We start from the raw sequence: 16,562 nt of genomic DNA on the forward strand, positions 1-16,562 counted from the left end.
CATGGCGCCCCCCCGCGACAATTTCCAGTGGATCTCAACCTTCCTCGACGCCCAAGCGGCCGAAGCCGGTGCATCGCAGAACACGCTTCTGGCCTATGGCCGCGACCTCAAGGACCTGACCGGCTGGCTGGAGCACCGCACCCTGGATTTCCTGACCGCCAGCCAGGACGATATCGAAGCCTATCTGATCAATTGCGACGCGCAAGGACTGGCGCGGTCAACCCGGGCGCGGCGGCTGTCAGCGGCCAAGCAGATCTACCGCTTTGCGTTTGAGGAAGGCTGGCGCGAAGACAATCCGGCAATCCGGATCCGCGGCCCGGGGCGCGAAAAACGGCTGCCCAAAACGCTGGAGGTCATCGAGGTCGACCGCCTGCTCGACGCCGCCCGTCAGACCGGCCGCAGCACCGCAGACCGGCTGCGCAACACCTGCCTGATGGAGCTGCTCTATGCCACCGGAATGCGGGTCACCGAGCTGGTCTCGCTGCCGGTTTCCGCTGCCCGCGGCGACCCCAGAATGCTGCTGATCACCGGCAAAGGCGGCAAGGAACGCATGGTGCCGCTGTCGCCGCCCGCGCGCGAAGCGCTGGCCGTCTGGCTGGCCGCCCGCGACGGCACCGAGGCAGAACGCGAAGCAAAGGGCAAGCCCGCCTCGCGTTTCCTGTTCCCTTCGCGCGGCAAATCCGGCCATCTGACCCGCCACCGCTTCTACCTGCTGATCAAGGAACTGGCGGTCACCGGCGGCGTTTCTCCGGACAAGGTCACGCCGCACACGCTGCGCCACGCCTTTGCCACGCATCTGCTGGCCAATGGCGCCGACCTGCGTGCGATCCAGGCTCTTCTCGGCCACGCCGACATCGCCACCACCGAAATTTACACCCATGTGCTGGACGCCCGCCTGCAGGAACTGGTGCTGCAGCATCACCCGCTGGCCAAGGATGCGGGCTAAGCGCTGCTAGAACTTGAAGCGCCTGCAGCAAACCCCCATAAATACAGCGAACATTCAACAGACCGGATCTCTGGACCCCTCATGGACACTGCCTCCACCGTACTCGACAGCGCCTTCTGGACCACTGCCGGGGCCATTGTCCTGCTGCTCGTCCTGTCCGGCTTTTTCTCAGGCTCGGAAACTGCGCTGACCGCCGCCTCGCGCGGGAAACTGCGCAGCCAGGCCGACAAGGGCTCGCATGGCGCGCAAAAGGCGCTCAGCGTCACCGAAGACAGTGAAAGACTGATTGGTTCGGTGCTGCTGGGCAATAACCTTGTCAACATCCTCGGCACCTCGCTGGCAACCGCCTTGTTCACCCGTGCTTTCGGGGAAAGCGGCGTGGCCCTGGCGACACTGGTGATGACCGTTCTGGTGCTGGTCTTTGCCGAGGTGCTGCCCAAAACTTATGCCATTTCCAACGCTGAAAAGGCAGCGGCAGCCGTTGCGCCGGTGATCGGCGTGCTTGTCACCCTGCTGGCGCCGGTGGTCGGTTTGGTCCGGTTGCTGGTGCGCGGTGTCTTGCGGATCTTCGGCGTGCAGATCGACCCAGACAGCCATATCATGGCGGTGCGCGAGGAAATCGCGGGCGCGTTGCATCTGGGCCATTCCGAAGGCGTGGTCGAAAAGGAAGACCGCGACCGCATCCTGGGCGCGCTGGATCTGTCCGACCGTTTTGTCGAAGAAATCATGCTGCACCGTTCCAACATCGCGATGATCGACGCGGACGCGGATCCCGAAGTCATCCTCGAACAGTGCCTGCAAAGCCCGCACACACGCCTGCCCGTCTTCCGCGGCGAGCAGGAGAACATCATTGGGGTGGTCCATGCCAAGGATTTGTTCCGGGCGATGTACGAACAGGCCGGCGGCGCAGACGGCGATGCCGGCCGTCTCGCGTCCTTTGACATCTCCGAGATCGCCAAGGCGCCCTATTTTGTGCCCGAAACCACCACGCTGGACGAACAGATGCGCCAGTTCCTGCGGATGCGCTCGCATTTTGCGCTGGTGGTTGATGAATACGGTGCGCTGCAAGGCCTGATCACGCTGGAGGATATTCTGGAAGAAATCGTCGGCGAAATTACTGACGAGTTCGATCCCGACGAGGAAAGCATTGTCAAGAAGACCGCAGATGGCTGCTATCTGGTCGAGGGTGTTACCACCATTCGCGACCTGAACCGCGCCACCGACTGGAACCTGCCGGATGAGGAAGCCAATACCATCGCCGGGCTGGTCATCCACGAGGCGCAGATGATCCCGACCAAGGGCCAGGTGTTCTCCTTTCATGGTTTCCGCTTTGAAGTGACCGAGCGCGAGGGCAATCGGGTGACCAGCCTCAAGATCCGGCCCTTGTCGTGACAGGGATACCCGCATGACCCGCGCGGCGGAACTGGCCTGGCGCTGGTTCGACAGCATCATCCTGGATCTGTTCCGCCAGCTGCGCTGGTCCTTCATGCCGCCGCTGCTGATCTACTTTGCCTATGGAACGCAGGGCATCACCACCGTTGCAGCCTCGTTTTTCGTCAAGGAATACCTGGACCTCTCCGCCGCCTTTCTGGCCGGATTGGCGTTCTGGGTCGGCCTGCCCTGGGCGCTGAAGATGCCGCTGGGGCATCTGGTCGATCTGATCTGGCGCTGGAAATACCTGCTGATCCTGCTGGGGGCCGGGCTGATGGCCGGCAGTTATGGTATCCTTGCTGCCATCGTGCTGGAACCTGCCATGATGGGTGCCGTGATGCCGCCGGGCGCCTGGTATGTCACCGCCGCGTTGCTGGCCCCCTGCGGATATGTGCTGCAGGATGTGGTGGCCGACGCGATGTCGGTCGAGGCCGTGCCCCATACCGATGACCATGGCCGCCCCTTGCCCGAGGCTGAAACCAAGTCCCTGCACACCACCATGCAGACCTTCGGCCGCATTGCGCTGATCGGCGGCTCCAGCGCTGCCGCCGCGTTGAACGTCGCCCTGTTCGACGGGGCCGACGCGCTGCCGCAGCCGGAAAAAGCCGCGCTTTACGGCTTTGTCTTCACCCTCGCTCTTCTGATCCCGGTGATTTCCCTCTCCGGTGTCGCCCTGGCGATCTGGCAGAAGTGGCGCAGGGCCGCCCTGCTGCGCCGCGCCGGTGTGGCCGAGGCTGAGATTCGCGCCCGCATAGAACTGCCGCGTGAACCGGTCGCCCCCAATCACTGGTACTTCCTCGGCGGCGGTGCTTTTGTTGCGCTCTCCCTCGCTGTGGGCCTGGGCGACGTTCCCTACTCGCAGGAAATCGTCTTTGCCGGTTCCATGGCCATTGTGCTGTTCCTGATGCGGCAGCTGGTTTCGGTCCTGCCCACGGAGCAAGCCCGCGCCCTGATCGGCACCGCCATCATCATCTTTGTCTATCGCGCCACGCCCCTGCGCGGTCCTGGCGCCACTTGGTTTGAGATCGACGTGCTGGGCTTTGACCAGCAATTCCTGTCTGTCCTGGGCCTGATCACCTCTTTACTGACGCTGGCGGGCATGCTGATTTTCCGCCCGATGATGGCCAGCCGCCCGATCGCCTGGATCGTCGCCTTCCTGGCCATCACCGAGGCCGTCCTCAGCTTGCCCAATATCGCGCTTTACTACGGAGCCCACCACTGGACCGCCGCGATGACCGGCGGCGTGGTCGACGCCCGCTTCATCGCCATGGTCGACACCGCCGTCGAATCCCCGCTCGGCCAGGTTGCGATGATCCCGATGCTCGCCTGGATCGCCCGCAACGCGCCCTCGGGGCTCAAGGCCACCTTCTTTGCGGTCATGGCCTCTTTCACCAACTTGGCGCTGTCGGCCTCCAGCCTCGGCACTAAGTACCTGAACGAAATCTTCCTGGTGACGCGCGAGGTGACAGATTCGGAAGGCAATATCGCAACCCCCGCCGATTATTCCCAGTTGGGCATGCTGCTGATCACCGTTGGCGTGATCCTCCTAGCCGCCCCCCTCACCACGATTTTTGTGATCCAGTACAGCCGCTTCCGCACCTCTGCGTAAGACCTACCTTCCCTCAAGGTCAGTAAGCGGCACGCCGTGCCGCTTTTCTGCTGGACTACTGTTCACTTATGTACAGAATACAGGCAACACCTATTCTGGGAGGCCCATATGAAAACCACCACACGCGTGGCAGTTATCGGCGGCGGCGTCGTCGGCTGCTCTGTCCTGTATCACCTGACCAAGCTCGGCTGGTCCGACGTCATGCTGATCGAACGCTCGGAGCTGACCTCCGGCTCCACCTGGCACGCGGCAGGCGGCTTTCATACCCTCAACGGCGACACCAACATGGCCGCGCTGCAGGGCTACACCATCAAGCTCTATAAAGAGCTGGAAGCGATCACCGGCATGTCCTGCGGCCTCCACCACGTGGGCGGCGTTACCCTGGCCGAAACCCAGGAACGCTTCGACATGCTGAAGGCCGAGCGTGCCAAACACCGCTTCATGGGACTTGAGACCGAGATCGTCTCCCCCGAAGAGATCAAGAAGATCGCCCCCGTCACCAACATCGACGGCATCATCGGCGGGCTGTACGACCCGCTCGACGGCCACCTCGACCCCTCCGGCACCACCCACGCCTATGCCAAGGCCGCGCGCATGGGCGGCGCCGCGATTGAGACCCACTGCAAGGTGATCGAGACCAACCAGCGCCCCGACGGCACCTGGGATGTGGTGACCAGCAAGGGCACCGTTCACGCGGAACATGTCGTCAACGCAGGCGGTCTCTGGGCGCGCGAGGTCGGTGCAATGGCCGGCGTTTACTTCCCGCTGCACCCGATGGAGCATCAATATATCGTCACCGACGAGGTGCCGATGATCGCCGAAATCATCGACGGCGGCGGCGAGCACCCGCATGTGATGGACCCGGCCGGCGAAAGCTACCTCAGGCAAGAGGGCCGCGGCCTCTGCATCGGTTTCTACGAACAGCCCTGCAAACCCTGGGCAGTGGATGGCACCCCCTGGGACTTCGGCCACGAGTTGCTGCAGGACGATTTCGACAAGATCGAGGATTCCATCAACTTTGCCTATAAACGCTTCCCGGCGCTGGAGGCTGCAGGCGTCAAATCGGTGATCCACGGCCCCTTCACCTTTGCCCCCGACGGCAACCCTCTGGTCGGCCCGGTGCCCGGCATGCGCAACTATTGGTCCGCCTGTGCGGTAATGGCCGGCTTCTCCCAGGGCGGCGGCGTCGGCCTGATGCTGGCGCAATGGATGGTGGAGGGCGAATGCGAGCGCGACACCTTCGCGATGGACTGCGCCCGCTTCGGTGGCTGGATCACCCCGGGCTACACCCGCCCGAAAGTCATTGAAAACTATCAAAAACGTTTTTCCATCGCCTACCCGAACGAAGAGCTGCCCGCCGCCCGCCCGTTCCGCACCACCCCGATGTACGACATCTTTGATGGCATGGGCGCAGTCTGGGGCGCGCAATACGGGCTGGAGGTGCCGAACTACTTCGCGGCAGAGGGTGAACCGCGTTTCGAGACCCCCTCCTTCCGCCGTTCCAACGCCTTTGAGGCCATCGCGCGCGAAGTGAGAGCCGTGCGCGAAAACGTCGGCATCAACGAGGTCCACAACTTCGGAAAATACCTGGTCAAGGGGGCTGGTGCCCGCGCCTGGCTCGACCGTATCATGGCCGGCCGGGTGCCAAAACCGGGCCGCCTGTCGCTGACCCCGATGCTGTCCCCCAAGGGCCGGCTGATCGGCGATTTCACCATCTCCTGCCTGTCGGAAGAAGAGTTTCAGCTCACCGCCTCCTACGGCAGTCAAGCCTACCATATGCGCTGGTTCCTGCAGAACCTGGACGACGGTGTCAGCCTGGAAAACATCTCCGACACCCGTAACGGCTTCCAGATCGCAGGTCCCAAGGCGCGCGAGGTGCTGCAGGCCTGCACCCGCCAGGACATCTCTGACATGCGTTTCATGGATGTGCGCCGCCTGACCGTTGGCATGGTTGACTGCATCGTGCAGCGCGTCAGCTACACCGGCGATCTCGGCTATGAGATCTATTGCGACCTGCTCTCCCAGCGCGCCTTGTGGGATGCGCTCTGGACCGCAGGCCAGCCGCATGGGATGAAGCCCTTCGGCATGCGGGCGATGATGTCCCTGCGGCTCGATAAATTCTTCGGCTCCTGGCTGCGGGAATTCTCGCCCGACTACACAGCGGCGGAAACAGGACTGGATCGCTTCATCTCTTTCAAAAAAGAGGCGGATTTCATCGGCCGGGCCGCGGCAGAAGCCGAACGCGACGCAGGCCCCGCCCGCCGGCTCTGCGCTTTTGAAGTCGATGCAGACGACGCCGATGTGGTCGCCTATGAGCCGGTCTGGCTGGACGGCACCGTAGCGGGCTTCTGCACCTCCGGCGGCTATTCCCACCACGCGCAGAAATCCATCGCCCTGGGGTTTGTTCCCACCGATCGCGTCCGGGAGGGCCTTGAGGCCGGGATCGAGATCCTTGGCAAGATGTACAAGGCCCGCCTGATCACTGAACCGCTGTTCGACGCCGACGGCGCCCGGATGCGCGGCTAACTCCCCCAGGCAGGTCAGTTGTGCTGACCCGCCTGCCCCCTGTTGCCGGAGCAGCGTACCCTGCCCTCACGGCAACCCCGCAACAGATACGTCAGCCCTTTTACCCGAATGTTTCGCGCGCGAAACATTCGGTCAGCCTCTCTGACCTAATGGATTTTCCCTGGACCCGTCCCTTCATCTTTCCCAAAATACTCCCGCCGGAGGCATCCGACCTTGCGGCCCAGTGCAAAGGCCCGGAAACGCATGACCGCCATCGCCATTCTCCTGCTCGCGGCAGGCGCCTCGTCCCGGATGGAAGGAAGCGACAAGCTGATGGAGGATGTTGACGGCCAGCCCCTGCTTGCCCTGATGTGCCGCCGGGCGGCGCTTACCGGTCTGCCGGTGTTGGTGACCTTGCCCAGCAAAACCCATCCGCGCGCGGCTGCCATCGGCAGCGCCATCCCGGTACCCGTTCCCGGTGCGGATGAGGGCATGGCCGCCTCGATCCGCTGCGGGGTCGCGGCACTGCCGCCAGAGGCTGAGGCCGTGATGATCCTGCCCGCCGACATGCCAGAGGTTGAAACCCAGGACATGCTGCATCTCGCCGTGCATTTCCCCGGAGACGGCGGCCCGGTCCTGCGGGCGACCTCCGAGGACGGCACCCAGGGCCACCCGGTGCTGTTTCCACGCCGCTGTTTCGCCGCCTTGAAAGCCCTCAGCGGGGATCAGGGTGCCCGCAGCATCCTGACCTCCGAACCGCTGCAGATGGTGCCCCTGCCGGAAAACCATGCGCTGACCGATCTGGACACGCCCGCGGACTGGGCGGCGTGGCGCAGCCGCCGCTGATCCCTGCACTCTCCCCCTGCATATGCAGAGAAGGCAGGGCCCATGGCCCTGCCTTCCTGCGCTTTGCTCTTGTCTGCCGTTTCCCCCAAAACAGCAGCAGCATTTCTCAATGCACGAGCAGATGCGCCTCGTGTTTCCGCAAGGACCGGCGTGCCGCGGAATAGGCGGCCCGGCCCTTCTCTGACTTAAGATCCGGAAACAGCTCGAACAGTTCGTTGCGCTGTGCGTTGTCCAGCCCGCGCAAGGACTGGTCGCCCGGCTGAAAGCTCTCGGTCCAGGCGCCATCGGACAGCACCACTTCGTGCTGATCGAACATAAAGTGGATATAGGTCACCTCGGTGGTTTCCACCGCATCGACACCCGCCAGCCCGGTCAGATGCTTGGCAGCCACCAGAACCTCGCGGTCTTCGAAATACAGCGCCGTCTTGTCATTGGCGACCAGTACCCGGTGATTGGGGCTAACCATCATGTCGCGCTCCGGCAGGCCATTGCCCAAGGCGCCCTGGCGGATCAGCACCGGCTGCAAATGGGCAGCACTGTCCAGCTCCTGGCGCTGCAGCGTGCGGGTGCCAATCCAGCGGATTTCCTGAATGCCGTTGTCGCGGGTGATCACCCGGTCGCCAGCCTGCAGGTCTTCCACCCGGCGTTCCCCCTGCGGGGTCGCGATCAGCGTGCCCGGCGTGAAGCAGGGAATGATCTGCTCGATCTCGCCAAAGGTCATCGAGCCGGTCACTTCGCCGTCGCCGTCAAGAAAGTTGACGGTGCCGGAGATGCTGTTGCCATCCGCATCCACCGTGACGCCGGTCAGCTCAAACGGGCCGCTGCCGGTCAGATCCAGCGTGTCGAAATCGTCGCCGCCTGAGCCGCCATCAACCTCATCGCCGGCATCGCCGCCCAGGAAGGTATCGCGACCGGCGCCGCCGGACAGGGTATCGGCGCCCTGGCCGCCGGTAATCAGGTCGTTGCCTGCGCCGCCGCGGACGATGTCGTCGTCGATACCGGCATCAATGGTGTCATCGCCCGATCCGCCGGAAATGTCGTCGTCGTCGTCCTGGCCAAAGATCAGATCATTGCCCGAACCGCCGTCTATCGTGTCCCTGCCGTTGGTCGGGTCCGGATCCGCAGGACGGCCGTCGCTGCCGTCGTCAGTGATGTTCAGACCATCCGGCAACGCCGGGTTCAGCCCGCCATAAATGGTGTCGTTGCCGCCGCCGCCCAGCAGGCTGTCGGAACCTTCGCCGCCGATCAGAACGTCTGCATCGGAACCGCCATAGATGGTGTCATCGTCGATGCCGCCGTCAATCACGTCCATGCCCGAACCGCCGTCGATCAGGTCCGCGTCATCCCCGGTGGAGATGGTATCATTGCCGGCGCCGCCCAGAACGGTATCCCGGTCGTCATAGGGATCGGCGTCCGCCGGAATGAAGGGAATGTCGGGGTCGGTGCCGCTGTAGCCCGGAAAGCCCCGGTCCGGCAGCGGATGACCGCTGTCCCTGGAGGTGTCGATCAGATCATCGCCATCCCCGCCGTCGACCGAGTCGGAACCGTCGCCGCCGTCGATGGTGTCATCTCCGCCGCCGCCGAAAATAGTGTCGTCGCCCTCGCCGCCGGTCAGGCTGTCGTCGCCCGGCACAACCGGAGCCTGAGGATCGGAGGAATAGTCGAAATGCGCAGTGTCGAGTGTCGTGCCGGAAATTCCGAGGTCAACGATCAGCTTGACGTCGTTGAAATCCTTGTCGCCGAGGTTTCGGCTGTCTTCAAAACCCAGCTGGACGGAACCGTCCGGGAATTCATAGACCCCCTTGGTGTGGTCCAGACCGTCGGGGTTCAGTCCCGCATTTGCGCCATAGCCGGAAGAGTAATAAGTGCCATGCGGACTGACGATGCCGACGCCGACAACCGCGCCTGCGGGCGCATCATAAAAATAGGACTCGCCGACATCCGCATTGGCATTCTGCGACAGCATCACGACATTGCTGATCTCGCCGGTTGACGGATCGATGGTATAGGCAAAGACCTTGTTCTGGAACGCCGCATTGGTCGAGGAAATGGTGATCTTGACCGGTTCATTGGCACCGGAGACGCCATCGCCCAGGATCAGGTCATCGCCGCTGCCGCCATCAACAGTATCATCGCCCGAGCCCGCATAGATGCTGTCATTGCCGCTGCCTGCGAGGATGACATCATCATCCGGCCCTGCTGCCGGGTCGGTAGCATCGGCGTTATCAACCATGTCGCCTTCCGGATCGCCGGTGTAGCCCGCATTGATCAGGTCATCCCCCGAAGTGCCCTCGACAATTCCGTTCAAGGCCGCATTCGGCATATCGGTACTCTTCGCCATCACTCTCTCCTCACCGGTCTTGCCCCAAGACCATCGTTCGGGCCTGCCGGACAGCCGCACAGCCATGCGGAACTCCGGCGAAAAAACACCAGCCCAAGCGGAGAGAGGACCAGAACGCGCAAACGCTCTGGAGTGCACACCGGAACAGCGTGCAGCCGAAAAGCAAAAGCTCTCAGATCAGCGGTGTGCAGACATTTTCAGCACAGGGACTCAAGCTAAATTTTAGCAGTCCGCCACAATCCAGCAGCTCGCAGAACTCGCCCCCCCAATGGGCTAAAACATGCATACGTTAGGTGCCTCCGGCCACAAAGCCGAAAAATTGCCTAAAATTCCCCCAATTGTGACCGACGGGCCGATTGAAGCTGTGCCGCCGATGCCGGATAACGCAGATTGTTTCTGATTCCGGAGGCAATCGGACGCTAAAATTGCATTTCCAGCACATATTTCCCGCATTCGTTGCTTGGCGGCGTAAATTGGTTGCCAAATTCGAAACAAGGGGAAGATTTGGCGATACCGTCGGCTTTCAGCTCCGTCCGCAAGCGGCCCCAAGGAAAATAACTTGGATTTGATTTCAATCCTCACCGTTTCCGATGTTTGTTTCTCAACGCGGCGGCAATGCCAGAGCGTTCTTTCGAATCAACCGGCCGAAACGGAGGGTCAGCGCCGCCGCGGAGAAAGTAAATAACGCTAAAGAATTTATTCAATCCACCGGCAGGCGTCCGCTGACCGGTCTTCGTTTGACGCCTCAGCATCCGCTGCAGCATGTATTTGCCGCCTTGTCAGGCCGGGCCTGAAGAAAAGGATTGCAGTCAACAATGCGGGTTATGGCGGAGAGACAGGGATTCGAACCCTGGAGACGGTTTCCCGCCTACACACTTTCCAGGCGTGCGCCTTCGACCACTCGGCCACCTCTCCGTGAGGGGGCTTTTGAAGGATCGCAGGGGGAAATGCAAGGCCCGAAATGGGAAAAAAGCACCCAGGCCCGCATTCTTTTCAGGACTCCAGATGCAGATAGACGCGGCGGTTCTGCTTGCCCTTTTTCTCCACCTTGCCAAGGCGGATTCTGCCGATTTCACCAGTGCGTTTCACATGGGTGCCGCCGCAAGGCTGCAGATCGATCTGCGCGTCCCCGGAGCCAATGCGGACAAGGCGCACCTGCCCTGCCCCGCGCGGCGGCGAGACCGACATGGTTTTCACCAGCTGCGGATTCGCGTCCAGTTCCGCACCGGTGATCCAATCCTCGGTCACCTCCAGATCGCGGTCGATCAGGGCCTGTAACCGGTCCTGCAGCGCCTGCTTGTCCTGCGGCGCCTCTGGCATGTTGAAATCGAGCCGGCCCTTATCCGCGCTGATAGAGCCGCCGGTCACCTTCAGCGGGATCACCACTGACAATAGATGCAGCGCCGTATGTATCCGCATGTGGCCGTAGCGGCGGTCCCAGTCGAGCACCTGAGTAACTTTGGCCCCTTCGGCCGGCAGCGTCCCGCCCTCCTGCGGCACCAGAACCGCCGCACCGTCTTCGCCTTTGACGGTTGTGGCAATGGTGCATTGGCCATCATCCCACAAGAGCTGGCCGCTGTCCCCCGGCTGGCCGCCTCCGGTGGCGTAGAACAGGGTGCGGTCCAGGATCAGCCCGCCCTGTTCCGTATGGCCCAGCACCATCGCTTCGCTAATCCGGGCATAGGCGTCCTTGCGGAACAGCAGGTCATTTGTCGGCATCCGTGTCTCCATCGGCATCTTGGTCGGGATTGAGCTGCAAATCTTCAAGGTCAGGCTTCGGCGGCGGCGCCGATGAGGCCGCAGCCGGGGCTTCGGCGAAGACGGTGCCGGCCGAAGGGGGCGTTTTAGCCTGGTTCAATGCCTCCGGGTTACGGATCCAGATGTCGCGCTGCATGAAGGGAATCTCGATCCCCTCTTCATCAAACCGTTTGGCGATTTCATAGTTCATGTCGGATTTCACCGACAGAACCCAGTTCACGTCCCGCAAGATGGCGCGGATCTCGAAATCAAGACTGTCGGCGCCAAACCCCTGGAACACCACCGAAGGCGCCGGGTTCAACAGCACCATCGGGTGGTCCTTGGCAACCTCTTTCAGGATCGCCTCGACCTTGCGCGGATCGGTGCCATAGGCCACGCCCACCGGCACGATCACCCGGCCAACGGTGTTGCCGCGGGTGTAGTTGGTGACGGTGCCGGAGATCAGGTCCGAGTTCGGCACGATCACATCGGTACGGTCGAAGGTCTCAATCCGGGTGGAGCGCACCGAAATGTCGCGCACATAGCCCATCAGCCCGCCGACCTCGATCCAGTCGCCCTTGGAGATCGGCCGTTCGATCAGGAGGATGATGCCGGAGACGAAGTTGGAGACGATGGTCTGGAGGCCGAAGCCGATGCCGACGGACAGCGCACCGGCAACAATCGCCAGCGACGACAGATCCAGCCCGGCCATAGAGATCGCCACCACCGCAGCCAGGAATATCCCGACATAGCCGAGGCCCGAGGTGATCGCGTTCTGGCCGCCGGGGTCGATCTTGGTCTTGGGCAGCAGCGTGTTGCGCAGGCTTCCCTGCAGCACCCGGGTCAATGCGTAACCGGTGGCAAAAATCACCGCAAAAGTCAGGAAGGCGGTGGGCGAAACCCGGGTTTCGCCGAACTGGAAGCCTTTGAGGAACTGCGACCACAGCTCTGTCAGGTCAGCGATCCGCGCACCCCAGATCAGCGCCAGTGGCGGCAGCGCCAGCAAAGCCAGCATAAAGCCGATCAGCACCGAGAACAGCGACTCGCGCGCCTCGCTGCCCTTGCCCGACAGCCAGCCGTAGACATCGCCGAAGAAGCGGTGCAGCACCAGGAGCGCCGCCAGCAGCGCCAGTGTGGTTGCAGCCGGGTAGACCAGTGCTTCGGCGGCGTTCACATAGCCAAGCGCCGCCAGCAGCGGCGAGATGAAGCCGAGCAGGTAGATCGCCCGGCGCGCGATAGAGAACACATGCCCGGCCCCGGCCGCAATGGCGCCGTCCTCGGCTTCCTCGCCCTGGGCGCTTTGCAGCTTGCGCCGCTTGGCACCGATGCGGTGCAGCCGCAGCAGCACCAGGGCCGTGGCCAGGATTAGCGGGAAGCTGAGGACCGCATGGGCGGGCTCAGAGACGTTCTCGAATTCGCCGAGCTTGACCAGCGCGTCCTGCAGCACCAGCAACACGGCCAGCACATCGACCATCAGCCTAGTGATGTTGCGACGCCCCTCCTGGACCGGGATCAGGTCATTTTCGATCTTGCTGGCAAACAGCTGGTTACCGAGCCAGTGGAAGGAGAGGATCAGGAACGCCCAGCCCGGCACGAAATCGAGCAGAAAGGAGCCACGCGAACCGGTGAGGCCTGCCAGGTTAACCGCCGCCACCGCAAAGACGATCCCCAGCAGCGGCAGACCGACCTGCAGCAGCGACACGATGAAGCCCCAGACGCCGCGGCCGCTGCTGCCGAACTGGCGCAGGTAGTCACCCGCCGAATGCGCCCAGGGGCGGCCGCGGAAGATCAGCAGCCCGGCAAACAGCAGCAGGATGAGGATCGCGGGCAGGTTACTGCGGACCCGTTCAAAGGTGGTGGCGCTGGTCACCTGAGCCAGGGTTTCACTCCACAGCGCCTGCCCGGCCCGCTTCAGCGCGCGCGCCGCCGGCCCCCAATGCTCGGGATTGAGCGGCGAAGGGCCGCGTTCGAGCAGCGTCTCGGTGCGGCGTTCGCGGATAATCTTGTCAATCTCGCCGATCAGACCGTCGGCCCGGCTGTAGGCCACAAGCGACACCGTGCGCGGCACCTGGAGCTGGTCCAGTTCGGTGTTCAGTGCCTCGCGCAGGGCGGCGATGTCCTCGGGTTCGGATTTGCCCTCACCAGGAGCCGCACCGAGCGCGTCAAGCTGGCCCTGCAGGGTCTCAACGCGGTCGCTGTTGCCGCGCTGCTGGGTCAGGAAACTTTGGCGGTAATCGGTCAGTTTCTTGCGCAGCTGCTCCAGCGCGGCGCTGGAGGCGCGCCGGGCGTCGATCACCTGCTCGGCGCGTTCAGCGGTCTTGAGCCAGTCCTGGTAATAGGCGCGGGATTCAGCTGTCAGCTGAGCCAGCGCAGGCAAGGCAAGGCCGGCCGTTAAGACCAGCCCCAGCAAAGCAGCCCGCAAAGCGGTTATGATAGGTGTCATACGTCCTCAAAAACGCCTGGAATCGACGCGGGCGTATGCGTCATCCATTCTGGCACCGGCAGGTTCTTCTCCCGCAGGAAATCCGGATTGAACAGTTTGGACTGGTAGCGGGTGCCATAGTCGCACAGAACGGTGACAATGGTGTTGCCCGGGCCCATGTCCTTGGCCATACGCACAGCGCCGGCAATGTTGATGCCGGATGAGCCGCCCAGCACCAGTCCTTCCTCGTGCAGCAGATCAAAAACATAAGGCACCGCCTCAGCATCCGGAACCTGGTAGCTGAAGTCGGGCGTGAAGCCTTCCAGATTCTTGGTGATCCGGCCCTGGCCGATGCCTTCGGTGATTGAGCTGCCCTCGGAGGCCAGCTCGCCGGTGGTGTAATAGGAGTACAGCGCAGCCCCCAGCGGATCGGCCAGAGCGACTTTGACGCCCTTGGGCTGCAGCGCTTCCGCCACCCCAGCCAGGGTGCCGCCGGAGCCGACCGCGCAGACAAAGCCATCAACCTTGCCGCCAGTCTGTTCCCAAATTTCCGGGCCGGTGGTTTCCACATGGGCCTGGCGGTTCGCCACATTGTCGAACTGATTGGCCCAGATGGCGCCGTTCGGTTCCGTCTTGGCCAGCTTTTCCGCCAAGCGCTGGGAATAGCGCACGTAGTTGTTGGGGTTCTTGTAAGGCGCCGCCGGAACCTGGACCAGCTGGGCGCCGGCCAGGCGCAGCATGTCCTTTTTCTCTTCCGACTGGGTTTCCGGGATCACGATCACCGTCTTGAACCCCATCGAGGCGCCGACCAGCGCCAGGCCGATGCCGGTGTTGCCGGCAGTGCCTTCAACGATGGTGCCGCCGGGCTTCAGCGCGCCGCGGGCAATCGCGTCCTTGATGATATAGAGCGCGGCACGGTCCTTGACCGACTGGCCCGGATTCATGAATTCCGCCTTGCCCAGGATCTCGCAGCCGGTCTCTTCGCTGACGCGGTTCAGGCGGATAAGAGGTGTGTGGCCGATGGCATCAGCCAGATCGCGTGCAATGCGCATGGTATCCCTTTCGATCGTTCCCCCAAGGTGTATCTAAGCGCCCCGGCGTTCACAAGGCGGGAAGCGGCTCAGGACGAGGCGTTGCGCAGCCGGCCGCGGTGGCGTGACAGCCACAGCGCCGCAGTCACCAGCGGCATGTCCTGATAGACTTGCGCATCAACGCCCGCCATCAGCTCATCGTAGCTGAGGATCCTGCTGCGGATGTCCTCGCCCTCGCCCGCAACTCCACCGCCGCCATTGACATCAGAAAGATCAGATATACCTATGAAAACATGAATAAATTCCGCCAGAGCGCCACTGGAGGGGTAGACTTGCGCCACCGGTTCAAGGCGCTGGACTGTGACGCCTGCCTCCTCCTGCGCTTCGCGGATCGCGGTTTCGCCGGGCGTCTCGCCAGGGTCGATCACGCCCGCGACCGGCTCCCACATCCAGGGGTGCGCTTCGCCCATGATGAACGGCGGTGCGCGGAATTGCTCCACCAGCAGCACCTCATCACGCAGCGGATCGTAGGGCAGCAGCACCGCCGCATGCCCGGCCATTGCGGCAGAGCGTTCCATTACCGGACTCATGCTGCCGTCGAAGCGGCGGAATTGCAGTTCCATCTCCTCCATTGCGAAGAAGTTCAGATAGGCGCGGTTGTGGCTGTGGACGATCACGTCCTTTGCAAGGTCGTGCACCCCGTCACCGGGCCGGTCCTTTGCCTCCAGCCAGGCGGCAGCACGGCGGCGGACCGAGGGGAAACAGCGGGCCACCTCTTCGGCGGTCATCCGGCCATGATAGGACATCACCTCTTCGGCTGCGCGCAGGGACAGCGCGCCCCATTTCCGCACCCAGGCTGCCAGATCCCAGGGCTCGGCTGTCCGCCACAGGCCAGGTTCGGGGAAGTAAACCTCCGCCGGGGCGGCGCTGCCGTCCTCCAATTGCACGTAAACCGGTTTCAGCGCATAGCCAAAGCCGCCCTCGTAAAAATTGAGCGCATCCAGATCGGCAGGCGACAGATCTTGCACCAGAACGCCGTCAGCCGTTGCACCGTCGCGGGCCTCTATCGCCGGAAACGGCTGGCCGGCAACCTGATAGACACCATGGCCGGACAATTTTGCACCCTGCGCCTTAAGCGCCGCGCCGCTGCGGCCCAGCACCAGTTCAAGCAAAGGGATATGGCGCAGCGTGCCAAAGAAAAAGAGATCAGCCACGGATTACAACCTGTTGTTAAGAAGAAGTTTCAGCGCCATCGGCGAGAGGCGTTCTCGGCCGCGAGTCCAGCCAGAACCCCGCCCACGGCCAATGGCACCAGCACGGTTGGCACAGCGATAACAAAGAAATAATCCAATGCAATCACAAAGATCTGCGACAGCGCCTCAAACGGGCCGCCATAGCGGTGGCGCATGGCCAGGCGGAACATCTCCCACGCGCCTTGGATGAACAGCGCCCACAGCACCATGACTGCCATGCCTGTCAGGCCATTGTTGATCGCGGGCACCAGGCCCCGGCCTGCGCGTTTGCCCATGAAGATCCAGCCGCTCAGCAGACCCAGCACGACATTCACATGCACGAAATAACCGAAATCCGTACCTTCGGGCATCTGCGGCATGACCAAGAAGGACACGACAAACGCCACCAAAGCCAGGCAAAAGGCGGCGGTCAGTCGGGCTCCGGTGGGCATGTCTGGTTAC

At 62.9% G+C, this 16,562-nt stretch carries 12 protein-coding genes and 1 tRNA gene; 6 read left to right on the forward strand and 7 right to left on the reverse strand.

The window, feature by feature from the left end; all coding sequences use genetic code 11:
* The first annotated feature begins 1 nt into the window (after nt 1).
* The 5 genes from AC0KW6_RS02825 to AC0KW6_RS02845 all read left to right on the forward strand — a co-directional run bounded on the left by AC0KW6_RS02825 (nt 2) and on the right by AC0KW6_RS02845 (nt 7,337).
* The gene (locus tag AC0KW6_RS02825; protein WP_323783311.1) at nt 2–946 is read left to right on the forward strand and encodes a site-specific tyrosine recombinase XerD; all 945 of its coding nucleotides are present in this window, start codon (nt 2–4) and stop codon (nt 944–946) included.
* An 81-nt stretch (nt 947–1,027) separates the two neighbouring features.
* Nucleotides 1,028–2,338 carry an HlyC/CorC family transporter gene (locus AC0KW6_RS02830; protein WP_474034010.1) on the forward strand — a complete coding sequence of 437 codons (1,311 nt, stop codon included), beginning with the start codon at nt 1,028–1,030 and terminating at the stop codon, nt 2,336–2,338.
* A 13-nt stretch (nt 2,339–2,351) separates the two neighbouring features.
* The gene (locus AC0KW6_RS02835) at nt 2,352–3,986 is read left to right on the forward strand and encodes an MFS transporter (protein WP_474034011.1); all 1,635 of its coding nucleotides are present in this window, start codon (nt 2,352–2,354) and stop codon (nt 3,984–3,986) included.
* 108 nt (nt 3,987–4,094) lie between these two features.
* A complete protein-coding gene (locus tag AC0KW6_RS02840) occupies nt 4,095–6,512 on the forward strand; it encodes a GcvT family protein (RefSeq protein WP_474034012.1) in 2,418 nt (805 codons plus the stop codon).
* Nucleotides 6,513–6,755: 243 nt separating this feature from the next.
* A complete protein-coding gene (locus AC0KW6_RS02845) occupies nt 6,756–7,337 on the forward strand; it encodes a nucleotidyltransferase family protein (RefSeq protein ID WP_474034013.1) in 582 nt (193 codons plus the stop codon).
* Between the two features lie 106 nt (nt 7,338–7,443).
* Here AC0KW6_RS02845 and AC0KW6_RS02850 read toward each other — a convergent pair whose 3' ends face one another.
* Nucleotides 7,444–9,678, reverse strand: a complete 2,235-nt coding sequence (locus AC0KW6_RS02850) for a Hint domain-containing protein (protein ID WP_474034014.1) — start codon at nt 9,676–9,678, stop codon at nt 7,444–7,446.
* A 590-nt stretch (nt 9,679–10,268) separates the two neighbouring features.
* Here AC0KW6_RS02850 and AC0KW6_RS02855 point away from each other — a divergent pair.
* Nucleotides 10,269–10,472, forward strand: a complete 204-nt coding sequence (locus tag AC0KW6_RS02855) for a hypothetical protein (RefSeq protein WP_323783591.1) — start codon at nt 10,269–10,271, stop codon at nt 10,470–10,472.
* A gap of 31 nt (nt 10,473–10,503) precedes the next feature.
* On the opposite strand, the gene AC0KW6_RS02860 is transcribed toward AC0KW6_RS02855, so the two are convergent.
* From AC0KW6_RS02860 to AC0KW6_RS02885, 6 genes are all read right to left on the reverse strand, one after another.
* A tRNA-Ser gene (locus tag AC0KW6_RS02860) sits at nt 10,504–10,593 on the reverse strand.
* Between the two features lie 78 nt (nt 10,594–10,671).
* Nucleotides 10,672–11,397 (reverse strand): alanyl-tRNA editing protein, encoded by a 726-nt coding sequence (locus tag AC0KW6_RS02865; protein ID WP_474034015.1) that lies wholly within the window; start codon nt 11,395–11,397, stop codon nt 10,672–10,674.
* The gene (locus AC0KW6_RS02870; protein WP_474034016.1) at nt 11,384–13,858 is read right to left on the reverse strand and encodes a DUF3772 domain-containing protein; all 2,475 of its coding nucleotides are present in this window, start codon (nt 13,856–13,858) and stop codon (nt 11,384–11,386) included. Before AC0KW6_RS02870 ends, AC0KW6_RS02865 begins: the two co-directional genes overlap by 14 nt.
* Nucleotides 13,855–14,889: a cysteine synthase A gene (locus AC0KW6_RS02875; RefSeq protein WP_474034017.1), complete on the reverse strand. Its 1,035-nt coding sequence runs from the start codon at nt 14,887–14,889 to the stop codon at nt 13,855–13,857. The genes AC0KW6_RS02870 and AC0KW6_RS02875 overlap by 4 nt, the downstream gene beginning before the upstream one ends.
* A 68-nt stretch (nt 14,890–14,957) precedes the next feature.
* The gene (locus AC0KW6_RS02880; RefSeq protein ID WP_474034018.1) at nt 14,958–16,082 is read right to left on the reverse strand and encodes an NUDIX domain-containing protein; all 1,125 of its coding nucleotides are present in this window, start codon (nt 16,080–16,082) and stop codon (nt 14,958–14,960) included.
* Nucleotides 16,083–16,111: 29 nt separating this feature from the next.
* Nucleotides 16,112–16,552, reverse strand: a complete 441-nt coding sequence (locus tag AC0KW6_RS02885) for a TrgA family protein (RefSeq protein WP_323784205.1) — start codon at nt 16,550–16,552, stop codon at nt 16,112–16,114.
* Between the last annotated feature and the right edge of the window lie 10 nt (nt 16,553–16,562).

The sequence above is a fragment of the Leisingera sp. SA215 genome (genome assembly GCF_055902035.1).

Bases quoted from the DNA above. Each gene is read 5' to 3' on its own strand.
- AC0KW6_RS02850 (WP_474034014.1), bottom strand. From the start codon at position 9,678: ATGGCGAAGAGTACCGATATGCCGAATGCGGCCTTGAACGGAATTGTC.
- AC0KW6_RS02830 (WP_474034010.1), top strand. From the start codon at position 1,028: ATGGACACTGCCTCCACCGTACTCGACAGCGCCTTCTGGACCACTGCC.
- AC0KW6_RS02835 (WP_474034011.1), top strand. From the start codon at position 2,352: ATGACCCGCGCGGCGGAACTGGCCTGGCGCTGGTTCGACAGCATCATC.
- AC0KW6_RS02885 (WP_323784205.1), bottom strand. From the start codon at position 16,552: ATGCCCACCGGAGCCCGACTGACCGCCGCCTTTTGCCTGGCTTTGGTG.
- AC0KW6_RS02845 (WP_474034013.1), top strand. From the start codon at position 6,756: ATGACCGCCATCGCCATTCTCCTGCTCGCGGCAGGCGCCTCGTCCCGG.
- AC0KW6_RS02865 (WP_474034015.1), bottom strand. From the start codon at position 11,397: ATGCCGACAAATGACCTGCTGTTCCGCAAGGACGCCTATGCCCGGATT.
- AC0KW6_RS02875 (WP_474034017.1), bottom strand. From the start codon at position 14,889: ATGCGCATTGCACGCGATCTGGCTGATGCCATCGGCCACACACCTCTT.
- AC0KW6_RS02855 (WP_323783591.1), top strand. From the start codon at position 10,269: ATGTTTGTTTCTCAACGCGGCGGCAATGCCAGAGCGTTCTTTCGAATC.
- AC0KW6_RS02825 (WP_323783311.1), top strand. From the start codon at position 2: ATGGCGCCCCCCCGCGACAATTTCCAGTGGATCTCAACCTTCCTCGAC.
- AC0KW6_RS02840 (WP_474034012.1), top strand. From the start codon at position 4,095: ATGAAAACCACCACACGCGTGGCAGTTATCGGCGGCGGCGTCGTCGGC.
- AC0KW6_RS02870 (WP_474034016.1), bottom strand. From the start codon at position 13,858: ATGACACCTATCATAACCGCTTTGCGGGCTGCTTTGCTGGGGCTGGTC.